This window comes from Intrasporangium sp. DVR (assembly GCF_040365325.1).
In the GTDB taxonomy this organism is placed as follows: Bacteria; Actinomycetota; Actinomycetes; order Actinomycetales; family Dermatophilaceae; genus Intrasporangium.
The window spans coordinates 275,087-292,859 of the sequence record NZ_BAABZW010000013.1 but is presented as its reverse complement, the minus strand read 5'-3'; the positions used below and the strand labels follow the sequence as shown (position 1 = coordinate 292,859).

Genomic DNA, 17,773 nt, shown 5'->3' with positions numbered 1-17,773 from the left:
GGATACCTCAGGTCTCGCGGCGGGGGTGCCCACCAAGTCTACGGGCGCGACCGGGGACCTCCGTCGCCCAGCCCGCGAGGCGTCCGTGGCGGCTGAGGGAGCGGATCCGCTGCTCGGTCACCTTGCGGGCGCTCGACGGGGTGACGACGAGCAGCTGGTCGCCGTGCCGGATCGTCGTGTACTGCTCGGGGACGAAGCTCTCACCTTCTCGAACCACGAGGGTCACCATCGCGCCTTTCGGGAGCCGCAGTTCGAAGATGGCGACACCGTGCAGGTGTGACTCCTCGCCGACGTTGATGGTGAGGACGTCCGCGCCGATCTCGACGAGGGGCGTGCTCTCCAGGGCGACGTCGACCGAGTGGACCTGCTCGGTCAGGCGGAGGCGGCGGGCCACCCAGGGCAGCGGCGGCGCCTGGACGATGGTGAAGACGACGACGAGGACGAATACGAGGTCGAAGATCCATCCGGTGTTGGGGGTGCCCGCGACGAGGGGCACGGTGGCGAGCACGACGGGCACGGCCCCGCGCAGCCCGGCCCACGAGAGGAAGGCCATGTCGCGCCACGGCACGCGGAACCACACGGTGGACGCGACGACGGACAGTGGCCTCGCGAGCAGGAGCAGGACGAGGCCGATGACGACGGCGTTGCCGAGCTGCTCGTCGAGCCGGTAGGGGTCGGCCAGGAGCCCGAGGAGCACGAAGAGACCGATCTGGGCGATCCACCCGAGGGCCGTCGCGAAGCTCTGGAACGACGTGCGGTTGGGCAGCCCCATGTTGCCGAGGACGAGGGCCGCCAGGTAGGTCGCGAGGAAGCCGGACACGTGCACGGCGGCGCCGGCGGCGTAGGCGAGCACGGTGAGGGTGACGACGCCGATAGAGAAGAGGGCCGACGACCCGCCCGCGACGCGGCGCAGCGCGGCGCCGCCGAGGTAGCCGACGACGACGCCCACGACCGCGCCGCCGGCGAGCTCGAGGAGCACCATCGCCAGCAGCTGCCACCAGGGCTGCGGCTCGGCGCCGGGCAGCCCCTGGGCGGACAGGGCCACGACGAGGAGCACGACGGGGGCGTCGTTGAAGCCGGCCTCGGCCTCGAGCATGCCGCTCAGCCGGCGGGGGATGGGGACGTTGCGCAGTACGGCGAAGACGGCGGCGGCGTCGGTGGAGGCGAGGACGGCGCCGAGGAGCAGGGAGATCGCCCAGGACAGGTCGAGGAAGGTGTGCACGACGACGGCGACGACGAGGACGGACACGACGACGCCGACCGTCGAGAGCAGGGCCGCCGGTGCGACCGAGCCCCGGATGTTGCTCCACTTCGTCGAGAGCCCACCTTCGGCGAGGATGAGCACGAGGGCGGCGTAGCCGAGCACCCTCGCGGTCGACGCGTCGGAGAAGTCGATGCCGGCGCCTGCGTTGCCGAGGGCCAGACCGATGCCGAGGTAGATGAGCAGCGAGGGCATTCCCGAAGCGGCCGAGAGCCGCACGGCAGCCACCGCGACGAGGAGGACCGCTGACCCGAGCAGCAGCACGCGCGTGAGGTCCTCGAGGGTCATCCCCGACGACGTGACGAACGTGAGTGCTGCCACGGGCGGCTCCTCCGGGTGGCGGTGGCCCCCATCAAACCACTCGTATGCCGCTGGGCTCGCTCGCGTCCGAACGCGCCCACCAGCGCCTACCACGCCGCTCCGACGCGTGGCCTAGGCTCTTGGCGTGCCCCGAGCTCACCTCGCCCGAAGAATCGCGCTGTCGGTCGTCGTCCTGGTCGTCGTCGCGCTCGTGGCGCTCACCATCCTCGCGGTCTCGACGGTGCGACGGCCCTTTCCGGAGACGGGGGGCCAGCTGGAGGTCGACGGCCTGACCGGGCGGGTCACCGTGTCGCGCGACGCCCGCGGGGTGCCCACGATCGCGGCGGACACGGCCAACGACCTGTTCCGCGCCCAGGGCTACGTCAGCGCGCAGGACCGCTTCTTCGAGATGGACCTGCGCCGCCACATCACGGCCGGAAGGCTGTCGGAGCTCGTCGGCGAGGCGGGCCTCGAGACCGACCGGGTCATTCGCACGATGGGGTGGCGGCGGGTCGCCGAGCAGGAGCTCCCGCGGCTCGCCCCCGAGACCCGCCAGTACCTCCAGGCCTACGCCGATGGTGTGAACGCCTACATCAAGCAGGCCGACTCTCCGGCGGACCTCGCGCTCGAGTACCAGGTGCTCGACTGGAGTGTCCCCGGATACCGGGTCGAGCCGTGGACCCCGGTCGACTCCCTGGCCTGGCTCAAGGCGATGGCATGGGACCTCAAGGCGGACTACGACGACGAGCTCGCCCGGGCCCGGCTCTCCCGCGGCGGGCGCACGTCGCAGAAGCAGATCGAGCTGCTCTACCCGCCCTATCCCTTCGACCGCAACCAGCCGATCCTCTCCGACCAGGACTGGGGGCCGAGCGCGGCCGGCTCGGAGGACCAGGCGGCCACGGCGACACCGACGGCCCTGCTGAAGCACGGCCAGTCCGCCTTCGAGGCCACCGCGGCCGCCCTCGCGGCGATCCCCACCCTCATCGGCCAGGGTGACGGGATCGGCTCGAACTCCTGGGTGGTCTCGGGCGACCGCACCACGACGGGCCGGCCGCTGCTCGCCAACGACCCCCACCTGACCCTCGGCATCCCGAGCATCTGGACCCAGGTCAACCTCCAGTGCCGGACCGTCTCGTCCCAGTGCCCCTTCCAGGTCTCCGGCTTCTCGTTCTCCGGGGTCCCCGGCGTCGTCATCGGCCACAACGCGAAGATCGCCTGGGGGTTCACCAACCTCGGAGCCGATGTCACTGACTTCTACCTCGAGCAGGTCGACGGCGACACCTACCTGCGTGACGGCGTCCAGGAGCCCCTCGAGACGCGGCGCGAGACGATCAAGGTCGCCGGCGGGACGGACGTCGAGATCCTCGTGCGAAGCACCGTGCACGGGCCGATCCTCTCCGACGCCATGCCTGCCGTCGCCGAGAGCGGCGACCAGTCCGCGGTGCGCGGCCTGGCCCAGTCGAACCGCTACGCCGTCTCGCTGGCCTGGACGGCGCTGAGCCCGACGAGGACGGCCGACGCGATCTTCGGGCTCAACACCGCGGGCAGCTGGGAGGACTTCCGGGAGGCGGCCGCGCTCTTCGCCGTGCCGGCGCAGAACCTCATCTACGCCGACACCGCTGGGCACATCGGCTACCAGACTCCCGGGCTCTTCCCGATCCGGCGCTCGGCCACGCCCGGTGCCGTCCCCGGGTCCTGGCCGGCGCCGGGGTGGGACAGCCAGTGGGACTGGCGGGGCTTCGTCGACTTCGAGGACCTGCCGCACGTGCTCGACCCCGAGGAGGGTTTCATCGTCACGGCGAACCAGGCCGTGACCGCGCGCCAGCGACCCTTCCTCACCGCGGTGTGGGACTACGGGTTCCGCGCCGAGCGGATCCGCACCCTCCTCGCGGGCTCCGCGAAGGTGTCCGTCGAGCGGATGGTCCAGATCCAGGGTGACAACCGCAACACCTTCGCCCCGGTCCTCGTGGAGCACCTGCTCGGCGTCGAGGTCGACGACTTCACCGCCCAGGCCCAGCTCCTGCTGCGCGACTGGGACGGCAGCCAGCCGGCGGACAAGACCCGCGACTCGGCCTCGGCCGCCTACTACAACGCGGTGTGGAAGCACCTGCTCGAGTACACCTTCGACGAGCTCCCCCCGGACATGGCCGCGAGCGGTGGCAGCCGGTGGATGATCGTGCTCGAGCAGCTCCTCAAGGACCCGAAGAACGCCTGGTGGGACGACAAGACGACGCCCGGCGTGACCGAGGGGTCCGGTGAGATCCTCAAGCGCGCCCTCGTCGACGCCCGGCTCGACCTGGCCCGCAAGCTCGGCAAGGTGCCGGCGACGTGGCGGTGGGGCCGGCTCCACCAGCTCAACCTCCAACACCGGGTGCTCGGCACCGAGTCGGTGCCCCAGGTCATCCGCGACATCTTCAACCGTGGCGGGATCGAGATGGGCGGCGGCAACGGCATCGTCAACGCGACGAGCTGGGACGCGTCGAGCTCGGGCTACGAGGTGACCGCGGGCCCCTCGATGCGCATGGTCGTCGACCTCGCAGACCTCGACCGGTCCGTCTGGGTCAACGCCACCGGCCAGTCGGGCCATGCCTACAACCCGCACTACGCCGACCAGATCGACGCCTGGGCGGCGAACGAGCCCTTCCCGTGGCCGTTCAGCGCAGCGGCCGTCTCGGCTGCGACCGACACCGAGCTGACTCTGGTGCCGCCCGGTCAGCCGGCGGGCTGAGCCGGCCGCGAAGGCGGCGCGGTCCGCACGACACGGCCGCTCGTCGTGACGAAGCCGTCGACGGGGGAGTCGTGGGCCTCTCGAGGCAGGGCCGCCTCGGTCTGCTCGCCCTCGTGGAGCAGGGTGATCACGGGCGTCGCGGGGTCGCGGTGGCGCAGGGCCCGGTCGTAGCAGCCTCCGCCCTGGCCGAGCCGGGTGCCGTGCGGGTCGACGGTGAGGCCGGGCGTGACGATGAGGTCGCACGTCGAGAGCGCGTCCGCCCCCAGCCAGGGCCGGCCGTCCGCCGAAGGGGGAGCGTCCTTCGGGAGGCGCGCGACCGTCGCGCGGTCACCGACGGTGCCCTCAGCGGCATACGTCCACTCGAGGGAGAAGTCGTCGAGCACGATCGGCACGATGACCTCATGGCCTGCCGACAGCAGGGCCGCGATGAGCGGCCCGGTGGGCGGCTCGTCCGGGAGCGACTCGTAGACGGCGATGCGCAGCCGCTCCTCGGCGCCGTCGGGCACGAAGCGCAGCACCGCCTCCGCGATCGCGGAACCCGCCCCCGGGTCCACGGACCGCGCGAGGGCGGCCCGCGTGCGACGGGCCTCGTGACGGATCTCACGCTTCGTGCGCGCGGGCCCGGGGCCGTGCCGAGGGGTGGGCGAAGGGGTCACAGCGGGCGCACCTGGTGCTCGTCCCGGTCTCGCATGCGGTCCATCGTAGGGTGAGCCCATGAGCCAGGAGGGGTTGGCGCTCGCGGTCGAGCGGATGCGTGCGAGAGGGATGGGGCCCGAGGCCGTCACGGTCTTCGAGCACTACTACCGGCAGCTCGAGGAGGGCGCGCAGGGGACGATCCCCGAGGACACGATCGAGCCGCTGGCCGACCCGCAGGCCCTCGGCGAGGTGCGGGTCTCCGACGAGGACGCCAGACGTGCCCTGCGCCAGACCGCGGTCATCAAGCTCAACGGCGGGCTCGGCACGAGCATGGGGATGAGCGGGGCCAAGTCGGCCCTCGAGGTCAAGGACGGCCTGACCTTCCTCGACATCATCGCCCAGCAGGTGCTCTCGCTCCGCGAGCAGTGGGACGTCGAGCTGCCCCTGATCCTGATGAACTCCTTCCGCACCTCCGAGCAGTCCCTCGAGATCCTCGGGAGGTACCCGACGCTGCCGGTCGACGGGTTGCCGCTCGACTTCATCCAGAGCGCCGAGCCGAAGCTCCTCGCCGACTCGCTCCGGCCGGTCGACTGGCCCGAGGACCCCGAGCTCGAGTGGTGCCCCCCGGGCCACGGCGACGTCTACGTCTCCCTCGTGACCTCCGGCGTCCTCGACAGTTTGTTGGCCAAGGGGATCCGCTACGCGTTCATCTCCAACTCCGACAACCTCGGTGCCACCTGCGACCCGGACGTGGCCGCGTGGATGGTCGAGCACGGGCTGCCCTTCGTCGCCGAGGTCTGCACCCGCACGAAGAGTGACCGCAAGGGCGGCCACCTCGCGACGCGCACGTCCGACGGTCGGCTGATCCTGCGTGACACCGCGATGGTCGCCGAGGGCGAGGAGCGCTTCTTCGGCGACATCAAGCGGCACAGCACCTTCAACGCCAACAACATCTGGGTCGACCTCGTCGTCCTGCGTGAGCGGATGGCCGAGCGCGAGGGGTTCCTCGGCCTGCCGATCATCGTCAACCGCAAGACCGTCGACCCTGCCGATCCTGCGTCGCCCGAGGTCGTCCAGCTCGAGTCGGCGATGGGGGCCGCGATCGAGGTCTTCGAGGGATCGGAGGCGCTCCTCGTGCCGCGGACCCGCTTCCGTCCGGTCAAGACGACCAACGACCTGCTCGTCGTCCGCTCCGACTACTTCGTCCTCGACGAGAGCTACCACCTCGTCGCGGTCGGTGAGGGGCCCGAGCCCTTCGTCGACCTCGACTCGGCCTACCGGCTCGTCCAGGGCTTCGAGAAGCGGTTCCCGCACGGCGTCCCCTCCATGGTCGAGTGCACGAGCCTGCGCGTCATCGGTGACCCGGTCTTCGGGCGCAACGTCCGCTGCGTCGGAGACGTGCTCGTCGACGGCCTGCGACGGGTGCACGACAACGCGGTCCTCGAAGGTCCGGTGGAGGCACCGGCCGAGCCGCCCCGGACAGAACAGCGGCCGGCAGCCGACTTCCGCACTGTCGACCAGCACCTGCGCGCCATCCTCTCGACACTCGAACCGGCGCCGACCACGACCGTCCCGCTGACCGAGGCCCTCGGGCTCGCCGTCTCGAGGGACGTCCGCTCCCGGGTGAGCCTGCCCCCCTTCGACAACTCGTCGATGGACGGCTACGCCGTCCGGGCCGCCTCGCTCGCCGGCGCCGGTGGTGGCGCCGGCGGTGCCGACGGCTCGGGGGTGCCACTCCGCCTTGTCGGCGAGGTCGCTGCTGGCGAAGACCCCTCCTTCGTCGTCGGCCCCGGCGAGGCTGCCCGGATCATGACCGGTGCCCCGATCCCTGAGGGCGCTGACGCCGTCATCGCGGTGGAGGACACCGATGGTTCCGCCGACGGGTCGGTCCTGTGCCGTGCCTCCGTGCCACCGGGCCGCTACATCCGCCCCCGCGGCGAGGACGTCTCCGAGGGCTCGGTCATCGTGTCGGCCGGTGACGTCGTCAACCCGCGAACCATCGCCCTGCTCGCCGCCTGCGGCCACGCGACGGTGGAGGTCCACCGCCGGCCGCACGTCGTCATCCTGTCGACCGGCGCCGAGCTCGTCCCACCGGGAAAGGCGTTGCAGCCCGGCCAGATCCACGACTCCAACTCGTCGATGCTCTGGGCCGAGGCCGTCTCGGCGGGGGCATCCGCGGAGGTCCGCGGCGTCGTCGGCGACACCGATGCCGAGCTGCTCGCCGCGCTCGACGCCGTCGTCGCCGAGGCGGACGTCGTCATCACGAGCGGCGGGGTCTCCATGGGTGCCTACGACGTCGTCAAGAGCGCCCTGGCGGGTCAGGGCGTGGACTTCGTCAAGGTGGCGATGCAGCCGGGCAAGCCGCAGGGGTTCGGTTACCTCGCGGCCCCGGACGGGCGCCGGGTGCCGATCTTCGCGCTCCCCGGCAACCCGGTCTCGTCGTTCGTCTCCTTCGAGGTGTTCGTCCGCCCGGCGCTGCGACGGCTGATGCGCCTCAGCCCGGAGAAGCGCCGGGTCCGCACGGCGACGCTGACGGCCGGCCTGCGCTCGTACCTGGGGCGGCGGCAGTTCGGCCGGGCCGTCGTCACGCGCAACTCCGAGGGCGCCCTCATGTGCACCCCCGTCGCGGGGCAGGGCTCACACTTCGTCGCCGACCTGTCGCGGGCCAACGCGCTGTTCATCGTGCCCGAGGACACCGCCGACCTCGTGGCCGGTGAACGGGTCGACGTCATTCTCCTCGACGACTGACGCCCGGGTCCGGCTCCGACGACGCCGTATGCCGCTGGGCCCGTTCCGCTCGGCGCCGCCCTTCTGTGCCTCCCGTTCGCTCGATCGGTCTGGGTGCTGGGGACGGCGGGGCCACTCGAGGGGCAGGGTGGGGCCGGGTGCTGGGGACGGCGGGGCCACTCGAGGGGCAGGGTGGGGCCGGGTGCTGGGGACGGCGGGGCCACTCGAGGGGGCGGTGACATGATGACCCGGTGGCTGATGAGACCCCTCCCGACGGCACCCCACGGCGCGATGCGTCCCCCGGGCCCCGCGGGCTGACCCACGTGCGAGCGGACGGCACGGCACACATGGTCGACGTGTCCGCGAAGGCCGTCACGGCCCGCGAGGCCACGGCCAGGGGGCGGGTCCTGCTCAGCGACGAGGCCGTCTCCGCGCTCCGAGACGGTGTCGTGCCGAAGGGGGACGCCCTCGCGGTCGCGCGCATCGCCGGGATCCAGGCGGTCAAGCGGACGCCGGAGCTCATCCCGCTCGCCCACCCGGTCGCCGTCCACGGGGTCGAGGTCGACCTCACCGTCGCCGACGACGGTGTCGACATCGCCGTGACGGTCCGCACGGCGGATCGGACGGGCATCGAGATGGAGGCGCTCACGGCCGTCAGCGTGGCCGCCCTCGCCCTCATCGACATGGTCAAGGCGGTCGACAAGCACGGGCGGATCACCGACGTCCGGGTCACAGCGAAGTCAGGAGGAAGATCGGGTGACTGGCATGAGTGAGGTCGTGGCGGACGAGCCGGTGGGGGCGGGCAGGCGTGCCGTCGTGATCACGTCCTCGAGCCGCGCCGCGGCGGGGGTCTACCCGGACCGGTCCGGGCCGGTCATCGTCGAGCGCGTGCGGTCCTGGGGCTTCACCGCGGGCAACCCCATCATCGTCCCCGACGGGGACGAGTTCGGGCTGGCCCTGCGGGACGTGCTCGCCTCGGAGCCGGACCTCGTCATCACGACGGGGGGCACCGGCCTGACCCCGACGGACGTCACGCCGGAGCAGACGATGCCGCTGCTCGACCGGCTCGTGCCGGGCCTCGCCGAGGGGATGCGGGCCGCCGGGGTCGCCAAGGGCGTGCCGATGGCCATGTTGTCGCGGGGCCTCGTCGGGATCGCCGGTGGCTGCCTCGTCGTCAACCTGCCAGGCTCCCGGGGAGGTGTCAGTGACGGCCTCGACGTGCTCGAGCCGGTCATCGGGCACGTCCTCCAGCAGCTTCCCGGCGGGGACCACTGAGGCCCGGCGCCCTGCAGCGCACAGGACGACGGGACGGAGCCACCAGTGAGAGCACCTTGGCGTCGCGGGCCGCGGCTCGCCCCGTGGCCGGTGGTCCTGCGGGACGGGTCGGCTGAGCCGGAGGTGGTCCTGCGGCCGCTGCGGCTGGAGGACGAGGACGAGTGGCACCATCTGCGCCGCGAGAACGCCGACCACGTCCGGCCGTGGGAGCCGACCCTCCCCCCGGGCGCGACGACCAGGCTGCCCGTGTCCTACCGCCAGTTCGTCGCGGACCTCGACCACGAGGCCGAGTCCGACCGGGCCATGCCGTGGTGCATCGAGGTGGACGGACGGATCGTCGGCCAGGTCCACCTCTTCGGCATGGTGCGGGCCGCCCAGCAGTCGGCGGCGGCCGGGTACTGGCTGGCGGAGTCCGAGTCCGGGCAGGGCATCGCCACCCGGGCCCTGACGCTCGCAATCGACCACGCCCTCGGCCCGGCAGGTCTGCACCGGGTCGAGGTCAACATCCGCCTCGACAACCACCGGTCGCTGGCCCTCGTTCGCCGCCTCGGGCTCCGCGAGGAGGGCGTGCGGGAGCGCTACCTGCACATCGACGGTGCGTGGCGCGACCACCTCAGCTTTGCCGTCACCGCCGAGGAGATCGGCACCGAGGGCCTGGTCTCACGTTTGTCACACTTGTAACTTCCGCCACTTGCGCGACACGCTTCGAATGTGCATGAGGTTGATCATCCCGCCACCTACCGTGGGGTTCGTGCCCGCGAGCAGTCTGATCTTCGTCGTCATCGTGGCGATCTGGGCTGCCTACCTGCTCCAGCACTGGTCCCGGCGCCGCGAGAACGCCGCTGCCGCCCGGTCGGTCGACGGCTTCACCGAGGCGATGCGAGTCCTGGAGAAGCGGTCCGTCCTGCCGAGCACCGATCTGTCGGAGCCGCGACCGCGGTCCTACTCCGTGACCCCGGCGCGGGTGGTGCGCACGACGGTCGACGTCAAGCGAGCCGTGCCCGCGGCGGCGACCCGGCGTCGCTCACCCCTCGTCGCCCGACGCACGTCGGAGGCCGAGGCCCTACCGCCGCAGCCCCGGGAGCGCGAGGTCGCCGTCGCCCAGGGAGCCCGCATCGACCGAGCGAGCACCGACCGAGCGAGCGCCGACCGACCCCGCACCGACCATGAGGTGGACCCCATGAGCGCAGCACCCCCGGCCAGCCGTTCCCAGCGCCGAGTGCGTGCCGCCGTCCTCCTCACCTCGCTGCTCTGGGTCCCCGTCTCGGTGACCTTGGCCGTCCTCGGCCCGCTCAACTGGGTGCCGGTTCCCTTCGCGGTCCTGACCCTCGTCGCGGTCGTCGTCTGGCTCCGCTCCGAGGCCCGGGTCGAGCACGCCGAGCGGGCCCGCCCCGTGCGTGTCGGCCCGCGCCGCCGACGCCTGGTCACGCCGGAGCCGCTCCTGTCGAGTGATGTCACCCAGGTGATCCGGCAGCCGCAGCGCTACGCGGCGGAGCCGACCGACGGCCCGCACCAGGCGGTCGCCGTGCGCACGACCGCCGCCACCGCGGCCACGGCCGTCGCCACCGCCACGGTCACTGCCTTCACGGAGGACTCCGCGTCGCCCGCCGCGTCGCGAGGGACGGTGGCAGCGCACGCGAGCCCAGCGGCATACGACGTGGTCTTCGACCTCCAGGCGAGCGAGCCCGCGCCGGCGGCGACCGAGCCCCCCGCTCCCGGCACGTGGAGCCCGGTCCCCGTGCCGACGCCGACGTATGCGATGAAGGCCAAGGCCGAGCCGCGCTACACGGCCGACGGCGTGCCGGCCGACGTCTTCGACACGCCGGAGTTCGCCGACGAGGCCGACGAGCTCGACGACCGGGCGCTGTTCGCGCGTCGCGCCGTCAGCCAGTAGGCCGCGGCTACGGCTTGGCGGGGGCGGAGCCTTCGTCCGCCGACTCCTCCAGCTCGGCTTCGAGCTCGGACTCGGACTCCTTCATGAGCAGGTGCTTGCCGACCGCGTTGAGGACGGCGGCGAACGGCACCGCCGCCAGGGCGCCGACGATGCCGGCGATCTGCGAGCCGGCCGCGATGGCGAGGATGACCGCCAGCGGGTGGACGCTCACGGCCCGGCCGAGCAGGATCGGCTGGAGGACGTGCGACTCGAGCTGCTGCACCCCGATGACGACCGCGAGCATGATCAGCGCCACGCCGAAGCCCTGGGCCACGAGGGCCAGGATGACCGCGACGGCCCCGGAGAGCAGCGCGCCGACGATCGGGATGAACGCGAAGAGGAAGACCAGCACGCCGATCGCGAACGCGAACGGCACGTCGAGGATGGCGGCACCGACACCGATCCCCACCGCGTCGACGAGGGCCACGATGATCGTCGCTCGGACGAACGAGGACAGCTGGTCCCAGGCGATCTCGCCGGAGGAGGTGATGCGTGGGCGCGCCACCCGGGGGAAGAGGCGCACGAGCCAGCTCCAGATCCGCGGGCCGTCGTAGAGGAAGAAGAAGAGCGCGAAGAGCGTGATGAAGATGCCGGCGATGAAGTGCGTCGCCGTGAGCCCCACGTCTGCAGCGGTCTGGCCGAGGTTGCCGGAGTTGCTGACGCTGTCGGTGAGGTTCTCGAAGTAGGCGTCGAACTCCGAGTCGGTGATGCTGAACGTCGTCCGCACCCATTCGCGGATCTGGTCGATGCCCGCCGCCAGCTGGGTCGTCAGCTCCGACAGGCCGCTGCTGAACTGTCGGCCGACGAGGGTGAAGAGCGCGCTGACGAGCAGGACCACCCCGACGAGCGTGATGCCCGCCGCGGCGCCGACCGGCATGACCATTGCGAGCCGGCGGGTGATCGGCACGAGCATGGCGGCGAGCAGAACGGCGACGAGCAGGGGGACGACGATCTGCGAGAACTCGCGCAGGATCAGCGAGGCGATGTAGAGGCCGACGCCGATGACGAGCAGTCGCAGCGACCACTCGCTCGCCGCGCGCACTGCGGGCGGGACCGCCGAGGCGCGGGCCGGGTCGGCGGGGCGGGGCGAGGTGGCGTTGTCGGTCACGAGGACACGGTATGCCGCTGGGCTCGCTCGCGCCGTCAGGCGCCGTTGGTTTCGTGGCGGGTCGGTCAGGCGAGGCGGGCGAGGAGGGCCACGGCGTCGTGCGGTGCGTGGCCCTTGGCGTCGTTGTCGAAGTAGACGTGGGTGTCCAGCCCGTCCGAGAGCCAGCGGCGGACCTGGTCTGCCCAGCGGTCGAGGGACTCGTCGGTGTAGCCGCTCGCGTAGAGCTCGGTCTCTCCGTGCAGCCGCACGTAGCGGAAGTCGCTCGTCGCGTCGTGCATCTGCGGCCAGCGGCCTGCGCTGTCGGCGATGACGGTGCAGATGTCGTGCTCGGCGAGCAGGGCGCGAGCCGCCGGGGTGTCGAAGCTTTCGTGCCGCGGCTCCAGAGCGTGCCGGATCGGCAGGTCGACGGCCGCCTCCGTGAGCACGCGGTCCTCGGGCAGCTTGTCGTCGTGCGTGGCCGCGAGCCGGGCGGCCTCGGCGTGGGAGCGCGGGAGGAGCGCGAAGAAGCGCTCGAGGCGGTCCGGGCTCAGCGGCATACGGGCGGGGAGCTGCCAGAGCACGGGGCCGAGCTTGCTGCCGAGCGCGAGCACACCCGACGCGAAGAAGTTGGCGAGCGGTGTCTCGACGTCGTTGAGCTGCTTGAGGTGGGTGATGAAGCGGCCCCCCTTCACCGCGAAGACGAAGTCCTCGGGGGTGGCGTCGCGCCAGGCAGCGTAGGAGGACGGGCGCTGGAGCGAGTAGAACGAGCCGTTGATCTCCACCGAGCTCATCCGGTCGGCGGCGTAGGCGAGCTCGTCCTTCTGGCGCAGCCCCTTCGGGTAGAAGTCGCCGCGCCAGCGCGGGTAGCGCCACCCGGAGACCCCGACGAACGCCTGACTCATGCCGTCGAGGCTAGCCCGTCGGCTGGTCGGTGCCACCGGCTGGAGGCAATCCGTGGACGCCGCCGCTCGAGCAGTGTCACCGTGAAGGGATGACCCGCACAGTCGAGGCCGATTACCTCGTGGTGGGAGCCGGCGCGATGGGGATGGCGTTCGCCGATGCCCTGACCACGCACGCGGACGTGCGTGTGGCCCTCGTCGACCGTCGCCACGGCGTCGGCGGGCACTGGCTCGAGGCCTATCCCTTCGTCCGGCTCCACCAGGCGTCGGCGTTCTACGGGGTGGCGTCGACGCTGCTCGGCGGCGGGCAGGTGCAGCGGCGTGGGCCCGAGGAGGGACTGCAGGAGCGGGCCTCGCAGGCCGAGATCTGCTCGTACTACGCCCGGGTGATGGACGGCCTGGTGGAGTCGGGGAAGGTCGAGTTCCTCCCCAACTGTGAGTACCTCGGCGGGTCGGTCGTGTCGCGCGTGTCCGGTCTGAGGACCGAGGTGCCGGAGCGGTGCCGGGTGGTCGACGCTCGCTACCTGGCGCCCGGCATCCCGGCCGAGCAGGCGCCTCCCTTCGACGTCGCCGACGATGCGCGCGTCGTGCCGGTCAACGCGTTGGCGCGGCTGGAGGAGGCGCCGAGCCAGTACGTGATCGTCGGGTCGGGCAAGACCGCCACCGACGCCTGCATCTGGCTGCTGGCACGCGGGGTCGACCCGGACACGGTGTGCTGGGTGCGACCGCGCGACCCGTGGATGCTCAGTCGGGCCGTGGTCCAACCTGATCCAGAGGTCTTTCTCGGAATGGCCGCCGACATCATGGAGCTGGCGACGGTGGCGGAGTCGCTCGACGACCTCTTCCTCCGCCTCGAGGACGCCGGGGTCATGCTGCGCATCGACCGCGGGGTCGCACCCACCATGGCGAAGACACCGACGCTGGCGGTCTGGGAGCTGGAGCAGCTGCGCACCGTCGAGAACGTCGTGCGACGGGGGCACCTCCTGGCCGTCAGCCGGGGAAGGCTCAGCTTCGGCGACGGATCTCTCGCGGTCGCCGACGACGCGCTGGTCGTGCACTGCGCAGCGGACGGCCTGAAGTATCCGCCGCTCATCCCGGTCTGGGGCACCGAGGCGATCACCCTGCAGCCGATCCGCAACGGATTCCCGTGCTTCGGCGCGGCGCTGGTCGGCTACGTCGAGGCAACCCGTCAGGACGATGCTGAGAAGAACCGGATCTGCGCCCCCTCGCCGTACGGCGACTCCTTGGCGGGGTGGGCCAGGTCCGTGGTCCTCGGGACGAGGAGCTCGATGACCTTCTCCGCCGAGCCGGACATCAGGCGGTGGGCCGACCAGGTGGCCCTCAACCCGGCGCGGATCCCCCCGGGGCACCCCTCCTCGCCGGCGCTCGACGACGCGCGGGAGCGCCTGGCGAGGCACACCCGTCCGGCTCTGGAGCGGCTGGCCGTGCTCAGCTGACCGACAGGGCCCTGCGTATCGTCTCTCTCGTCCCCCGTGAGAGGAGCAGGTTGTGCGTGCGGTGATCTTCGACGCGATCGGCGCGACGCCCGAGGTCCGAGACGTGCCGGAGCCGGAGCCGCCCGCAGGGGGTGTCGTCGTCCGGGTCCACGCGACCGGCCTCTGCCGCAGCGACTGGCACGCCTGGGTGGGCCACGACGACATCACGCTGCCCCACGTCCCCGGTCACGAGCTGGCCGGCGTCGTGGCCGCCGTGGGTGACGGCGTCCAGCAGTGGGCCGTGGGGGACCGGGTGACCGTGCCGTTCGTCGAGGGCTGCGGCAGGTGCGAGTGGTGCCTCTCCGGAGCGGCGCAGGTGTGTCCCGCGCAGGAGCAGCCCGGGTTCACCCACTGGGGGTCGTTCGCGGAGCACGTCGCGCTGCACGCCGCCGACACCAACCTCGTCGCGGTGCCGGACGAGGTGTCCTTCGAGGCGGCGGCGGCACTCGGGTGCCGATTCGCGACGGCGTGGCGAGCGTTGACCGGGCGCGCAGCCGTCCAGCGGGGCGAGTGGGTGACCGTCATCGGAGCAGGCGGCCTCGGCCTCTCCGCGGTGATGATCGCCAAGGCGTTGGGAGCCGACGTCGTCGCGGTGGACAGGAACGAGAGTTCGCTGGCCAAGGCGACGCTGCTCGGTGCCGACGTGACGCTCGTCGCTGACGGGGCCGACGGGCCGGATGGGACCGATGTCGCCGCGGCGGTTCACGCGGTGACCGCGGGCGGCAGCCACGTCGCCGTCGACGCGGTGGGGAGCGAGCAGACGTGCGCCCAGGCGATCTGGTCGCTGCGCCGTCGCGGCCGTCACGTCCAGGTCGGCCTGCTGCCCCCGGTCGGTGGGCATCCGCGCGTGCCGATGTCGCGGGTCATCGCCTGGGAGCTCGACCTGCTCGGCTCGCACGGGATGGCCGCCGTGGACTACCCGGCGATGATGGCTCTGATCGCGTCCGGTGAGCTGCAGCCCCAGGCCCTCGTCGAGCGGGTCGTGGGACTGCAGGAGGCGGCGCGGCTGCTCCCGACGATGGATACGTGGACCGCGAGCGGCATGACGATGATCAGCCCGCGGATGCCCTAGCCGGCGGGTCGACGTGACCGCCCCGCCGGGCGGAGCGTGCGACGTCGGCCGCGCCTCAGGCAGGGACGCGCTCGGCTGCCTCCTGCCGGGCGGCAGACCCGATCCGGGTGATGGCGAAGCCGAAGGCCGTGGCGAGGAAGTACATCACGATGCTGTAGACGGCACTGGGGATGGCGACCGCGGTGCTGTTGAGGACGCTGAGGGCGATGGTGAGCGCCACGGTCGTGTTGTGGATGCCCACCTCCATCGCGCTGGCGATGCCCTGCTCGCGACTCAGCCGGCACAGCCGGGCCCCGGCATAGCCCAGGGTCAGGCTCGCTAGGCAGAAGATCGTCACGACCAGGCCCACCTCGCGCAGGTAACCACCGAGGCTCTCCCGCTCCCCGATGATCGCCCCGAGCGAGACCGCTGCCAGCACGACGATGGAGAAGGCTCGCACCGGCCGGTCAGCCCGCAACGCGAAGGACGCCGAGCGCTGCCGGACCACCATCCCGACAGCGACGGGCACGAGGACGATCGCGACCACCTGCATCACCTTGCCGAACTGCAGCCCGAGGGTGCCGCCCGCGTCGAAGAAGCCGATCGCCAGGTTGGTGATGAGGGGGATCGTCAGCGCCGCCAGCACGGAGTTTATCGCGGTGAGCGTGACGTTGAGCGCCACGTCGCCCCGGAAGAGGTGGCTGAAGAGGTTCGCGGTCGTGCCACCCGGTGAGGCAGCCAGCAGCATCACGCCGACGGCGATCAGGGGATCGACCCGGAAGGCCTGCACGAGTCCGAACGCCACGAGGGGCAGGACGACGATCTGCAGGACGAGCGCCACGACACCGGCCCTCGGGCTCTGCGCGCCACCCGCCGGAAGTCGTCGGGGACGAGGGACAGACCCAGCCCGAACATGATGATGGCCAACGCGACCGGGAGCCCGACGGCGATGAGGGCGGAGTCGTTCACATTTCCTCCAAGGCTAGGTGAGACGGTAGCCACCGTCGCCTAGCCGGTATGGCCAAAGCCAGCGCGCAGGGCGACAATCTTCGGGCCCAGGTTTGTCATCTGCGTGACAAAATGGCGCGGACCCCCTCGTCGTAGCCAAGGACGGTAGGACGTGCCCGTGCCTGATCTCGAGCCGGCCGGTGTCCCCGGCCCGGTGCCGCCAACCGTCGCCCAGCGGCTGGGTGCGGCGCAGGACCTGCTGTTCGAGCGCGTGCTGGACGCAGCGCGTGCGTCGTCCGAGGGCCAGGACCGCCCGCTGGAAGGCGCCGCCGGCCGGGGCATCCAGACCGGCGTGCGCGCGGCGGTCGACGAGTTCCTGGCTCTCGTCGCCGACCCGAAGCACGACCTCGACCGAGCGCGTCACGTGTTCCGCCAGCTCGGACGCGAGGAGTTCCGCGACGGCCGCTTCATCGACGCGCTCCGCTCGACGATCGGTGCCGGGACCCAGGCGATCTGGGCGGTGGTCGTCGAGCTCGCCGATGCCAAGGAGGTCGAGGCCGAGCACCTCCATGTGCTCGCCGGCGCACTGCTCTCCTTCCTCGACCAGCTCTCCGCAGCCGCCGCGGAAGGCTATCTCGAGGAGCAGGAGCGGACCTCGATCGACTTCGGGATGAGCCGGCGCAGACTGGTCTCGGCGCTCATCCAGTCGGCGCGCGTCGAAGAGAGCGCCCAGCGCAAGGCGGCCGAAGCGGCCCGCTGGCAGCTGCCGGACCGGGTCGGGGTGCTCGTCGTGGAGGGCGCCGACGCCGATCAGCTGGCGCGGACGATCGGCGCGGACACCATCGGCGCCGTGATCGAGGACACCGCCGTCGTGGTCGTCCCGGACGCCGACGCGTCCGGCCGACTGTCCCACCTGCGGCGGGTGGTCACGGGCCGACGGGCCGCGCTCGGCTCCACCGTCCCGTTGCCTCGGGCGCGCGAGTCGTATCGCCAAGCCGTCCGCGCTCTACGCCTGCTGGACGGCGGCGCCTTCGATGCGCCCGAGCTCGTCATCTGCGCGGACCAGCTCCTCACCCTCATCCTCGGCTGGGAGGAGGGACTGGCGGAGCGCTTTGCCGACGACGCCCTCCGGCCGCTGCAGGCGGTGTCACCCGGGCACCGCCGCACGCTAGAGGCGACGCTCCTGACCTGGCTTCGACACCAAGGACGCATCATGGCCACGGCCGAGGCGCTGCACGCCCATCCCCAGACCATCCGATATCGCCTGCGTCAGCTGCGGGCCGTCTTCGGAGACGCGCTGGACGACCCAGACGAGCGCTATCGCCTGGAGACCGCCCTCCGCTGGCCGTCGCTGTCACGGCACTGACAAAGGGGATCAGCAAGCACCCAGACAATGCAGCAGGGCCGGGCGAAAGGCCCGGCCCTGCTGCGC

Annotated in this window: 14 protein-coding genes; 9 read left to right on the top strand and 5 right to left on the bottom strand. The window is 72.0% G+C overall.

Features of this window, described 5'->3' with window-relative positions:
• Positions 1 to 7: 7 nt before the first annotated feature.
• Positions 8 to 1,582: a potassium/proton antiporter gene (locus tag ABWV20_RS10960; RefSeq protein ID WP_353355187.1), complete on the bottom strand. Its 1,575-nt coding sequence runs from the start codon at positions 1,580 to 1,582 to the stop codon at positions 8 to 10.
• Positions 1,583 to 1,706: 124 nt separating this feature from the next.
• On the opposite strand from ABWV20_RS10960, the gene ABWV20_RS10955 reads away from it, so the two are divergent.
• Complete coding sequence (locus ABWV20_RS10955; RefSeq protein ID WP_353355186.1) at positions 1,707 to 4,289, top strand: penicillin acylase family protein; 2,583 nt, start codon at positions 1,707 to 1,709, stop codon at positions 4,287 to 4,289.
• Here the strand turns inward: ABWV20_RS10955 and ABWV20_RS10950 are convergent.
• Positions 4,274 to 4,945, bottom strand: coding sequence for a 5-formyltetrahydrofolate cyclo-ligase (locus ABWV20_RS10950; RefSeq protein ID WP_353355185.1), 672 nt, complete (start codon positions 4,943 to 4,945; stop codon positions 4,274 to 4,276). The two genes, ABWV20_RS10955 and ABWV20_RS10950, sit on opposite strands and share 16 nt — an antisense overlap.
• Before the next feature lie 58 nt (positions 4,946 to 5,003).
• Between ABWV20_RS10950 and ABWV20_RS10945 the strand changes: the two genes are divergently transcribed.
• The 5 genes from ABWV20_RS10945 (at position 5,004) to ABWV20_RS10925 (ending at position 10,821) form a co-directional block, all read left to right on the top strand.
• Positions 5,004 to 7,673, top strand: coding sequence for a UTP--glucose-1-phosphate uridylyltransferase (locus ABWV20_RS10945; RefSeq protein WP_353355184.1), 2,670 nt, complete (start codon positions 5,004 to 5,006; stop codon positions 7,671 to 7,673).
• Positions 7,674 to 7,999: 326 nt separating this feature from the next.
• Positions 8,000 to 8,425: a cyclic pyranopterin monophosphate synthase MoaC gene (moaC, locus tag ABWV20_RS10940; protein WP_353355202.1), complete on the top strand. Its 426-nt coding sequence runs from the start codon at positions 8,000 to 8,002 to the stop codon at positions 8,423 to 8,425.
• The gene (locus tag ABWV20_RS10935) at positions 8,418 to 8,927 is read left to right on the top strand and encodes a MogA/MoaB family molybdenum cofactor biosynthesis protein (protein WP_353355183.1); all 510 of its coding nucleotides are present in this window, start codon (positions 8,418 to 8,420) and stop codon (positions 8,925 to 8,927) included. The genes moaC and ABWV20_RS10935 overlap by 8 nt, the downstream gene beginning before the upstream one ends.
• Positions 8,928 to 8,972: 45 nt before the next feature.
• Complete coding sequence (locus tag ABWV20_RS10930) at positions 8,973 to 9,608, top strand: GNAT family N-acetyltransferase (protein WP_353355182.1); 636 nt, start codon at positions 8,973 to 8,975, stop codon at positions 9,606 to 9,608.
• Between the two features lie 70 nt (positions 9,609 to 9,678).
• Complete coding sequence (locus tag ABWV20_RS10925) at positions 9,679 to 10,821, top strand: SepX/GlpR family protein (RefSeq protein WP_353355181.1); 1,143 nt, start codon at positions 9,679 to 9,681, stop codon at positions 10,819 to 10,821.
• Positions 10,822 to 10,828: 7 nt separating this feature from the next.
• Here ABWV20_RS10925 and ABWV20_RS10920 read toward each other — a convergent pair whose 3' ends face one another.
• Both ABWV20_RS10920 and ABWV20_RS10915 read right to left on the bottom strand, forming a co-directional pair.
• Positions 10,829 to 11,968 (bottom strand): AI-2E family transporter, encoded by a 1,140-nt coding sequence (locus tag ABWV20_RS10920; RefSeq protein WP_353355180.1) that lies wholly within the window; start codon positions 11,966 to 11,968, stop codon positions 10,829 to 10,831.
• Between the two features lie 65 nt (positions 11,969 to 12,033).
• Complete coding sequence (locus tag ABWV20_RS10915; protein WP_353355179.1) at positions 12,034 to 12,849, bottom strand: DUF72 domain-containing protein; 816 nt, start codon at positions 12,847 to 12,849, stop codon at positions 12,034 to 12,036.
• An 89-nt stretch (positions 12,850 to 12,938) separates the two neighbouring features.
• Between ABWV20_RS10915 and ABWV20_RS10910 the strand changes: the two genes are divergently transcribed.
• Together ABWV20_RS10910 and ABWV20_RS10905 are read left to right on the top strand one after the other, a co-directional pair.
• Positions 12,939 to 14,303 carry an NAD(P)-binding protein gene (locus ABWV20_RS10910; RefSeq protein ID WP_353355178.1) on the top strand — a complete coding sequence of 455 codons (1,365 nt, stop codon included), beginning with the start codon at positions 12,939 to 12,941 and terminating at the stop codon, positions 14,301 to 14,303.
• 52 nt (positions 14,304 to 14,355) lie between these two features.
• Positions 14,356 to 15,414, top strand: coding sequence for a zinc-dependent alcohol dehydrogenase family protein (locus ABWV20_RS10905; RefSeq protein WP_353355177.1), 1,059 nt, complete (start codon positions 14,356 to 14,358; stop codon positions 15,412 to 15,414).
• 55 nt (positions 15,415 to 15,469) lie between these two features.
• Here the strand turns inward: ABWV20_RS10905 and ABWV20_RS10900 are convergent, their stop codons facing one another.
• Complete coding sequence (locus tag ABWV20_RS10900; protein WP_353355176.1) at positions 15,470 to 16,234, bottom strand: bile acid:sodium symporter family protein; 765 nt, start codon at positions 16,232 to 16,234, stop codon at positions 15,470 to 15,472.
• A gap of 285 nt (positions 16,235 to 16,519) precedes the next feature.
• On the opposite strand from ABWV20_RS10900, the gene ABWV20_RS10895 reads away from it, so the two are divergent.
• Entirely contained in the window at positions 16,520 to 17,707 is a 1,188-nt protein-coding gene (locus ABWV20_RS10895) for a PucR family transcriptional regulator (protein ID WP_353355175.1), read from the top strand.
• Positions 17,708 to 17,773: the final 66 nt, after the last annotated feature.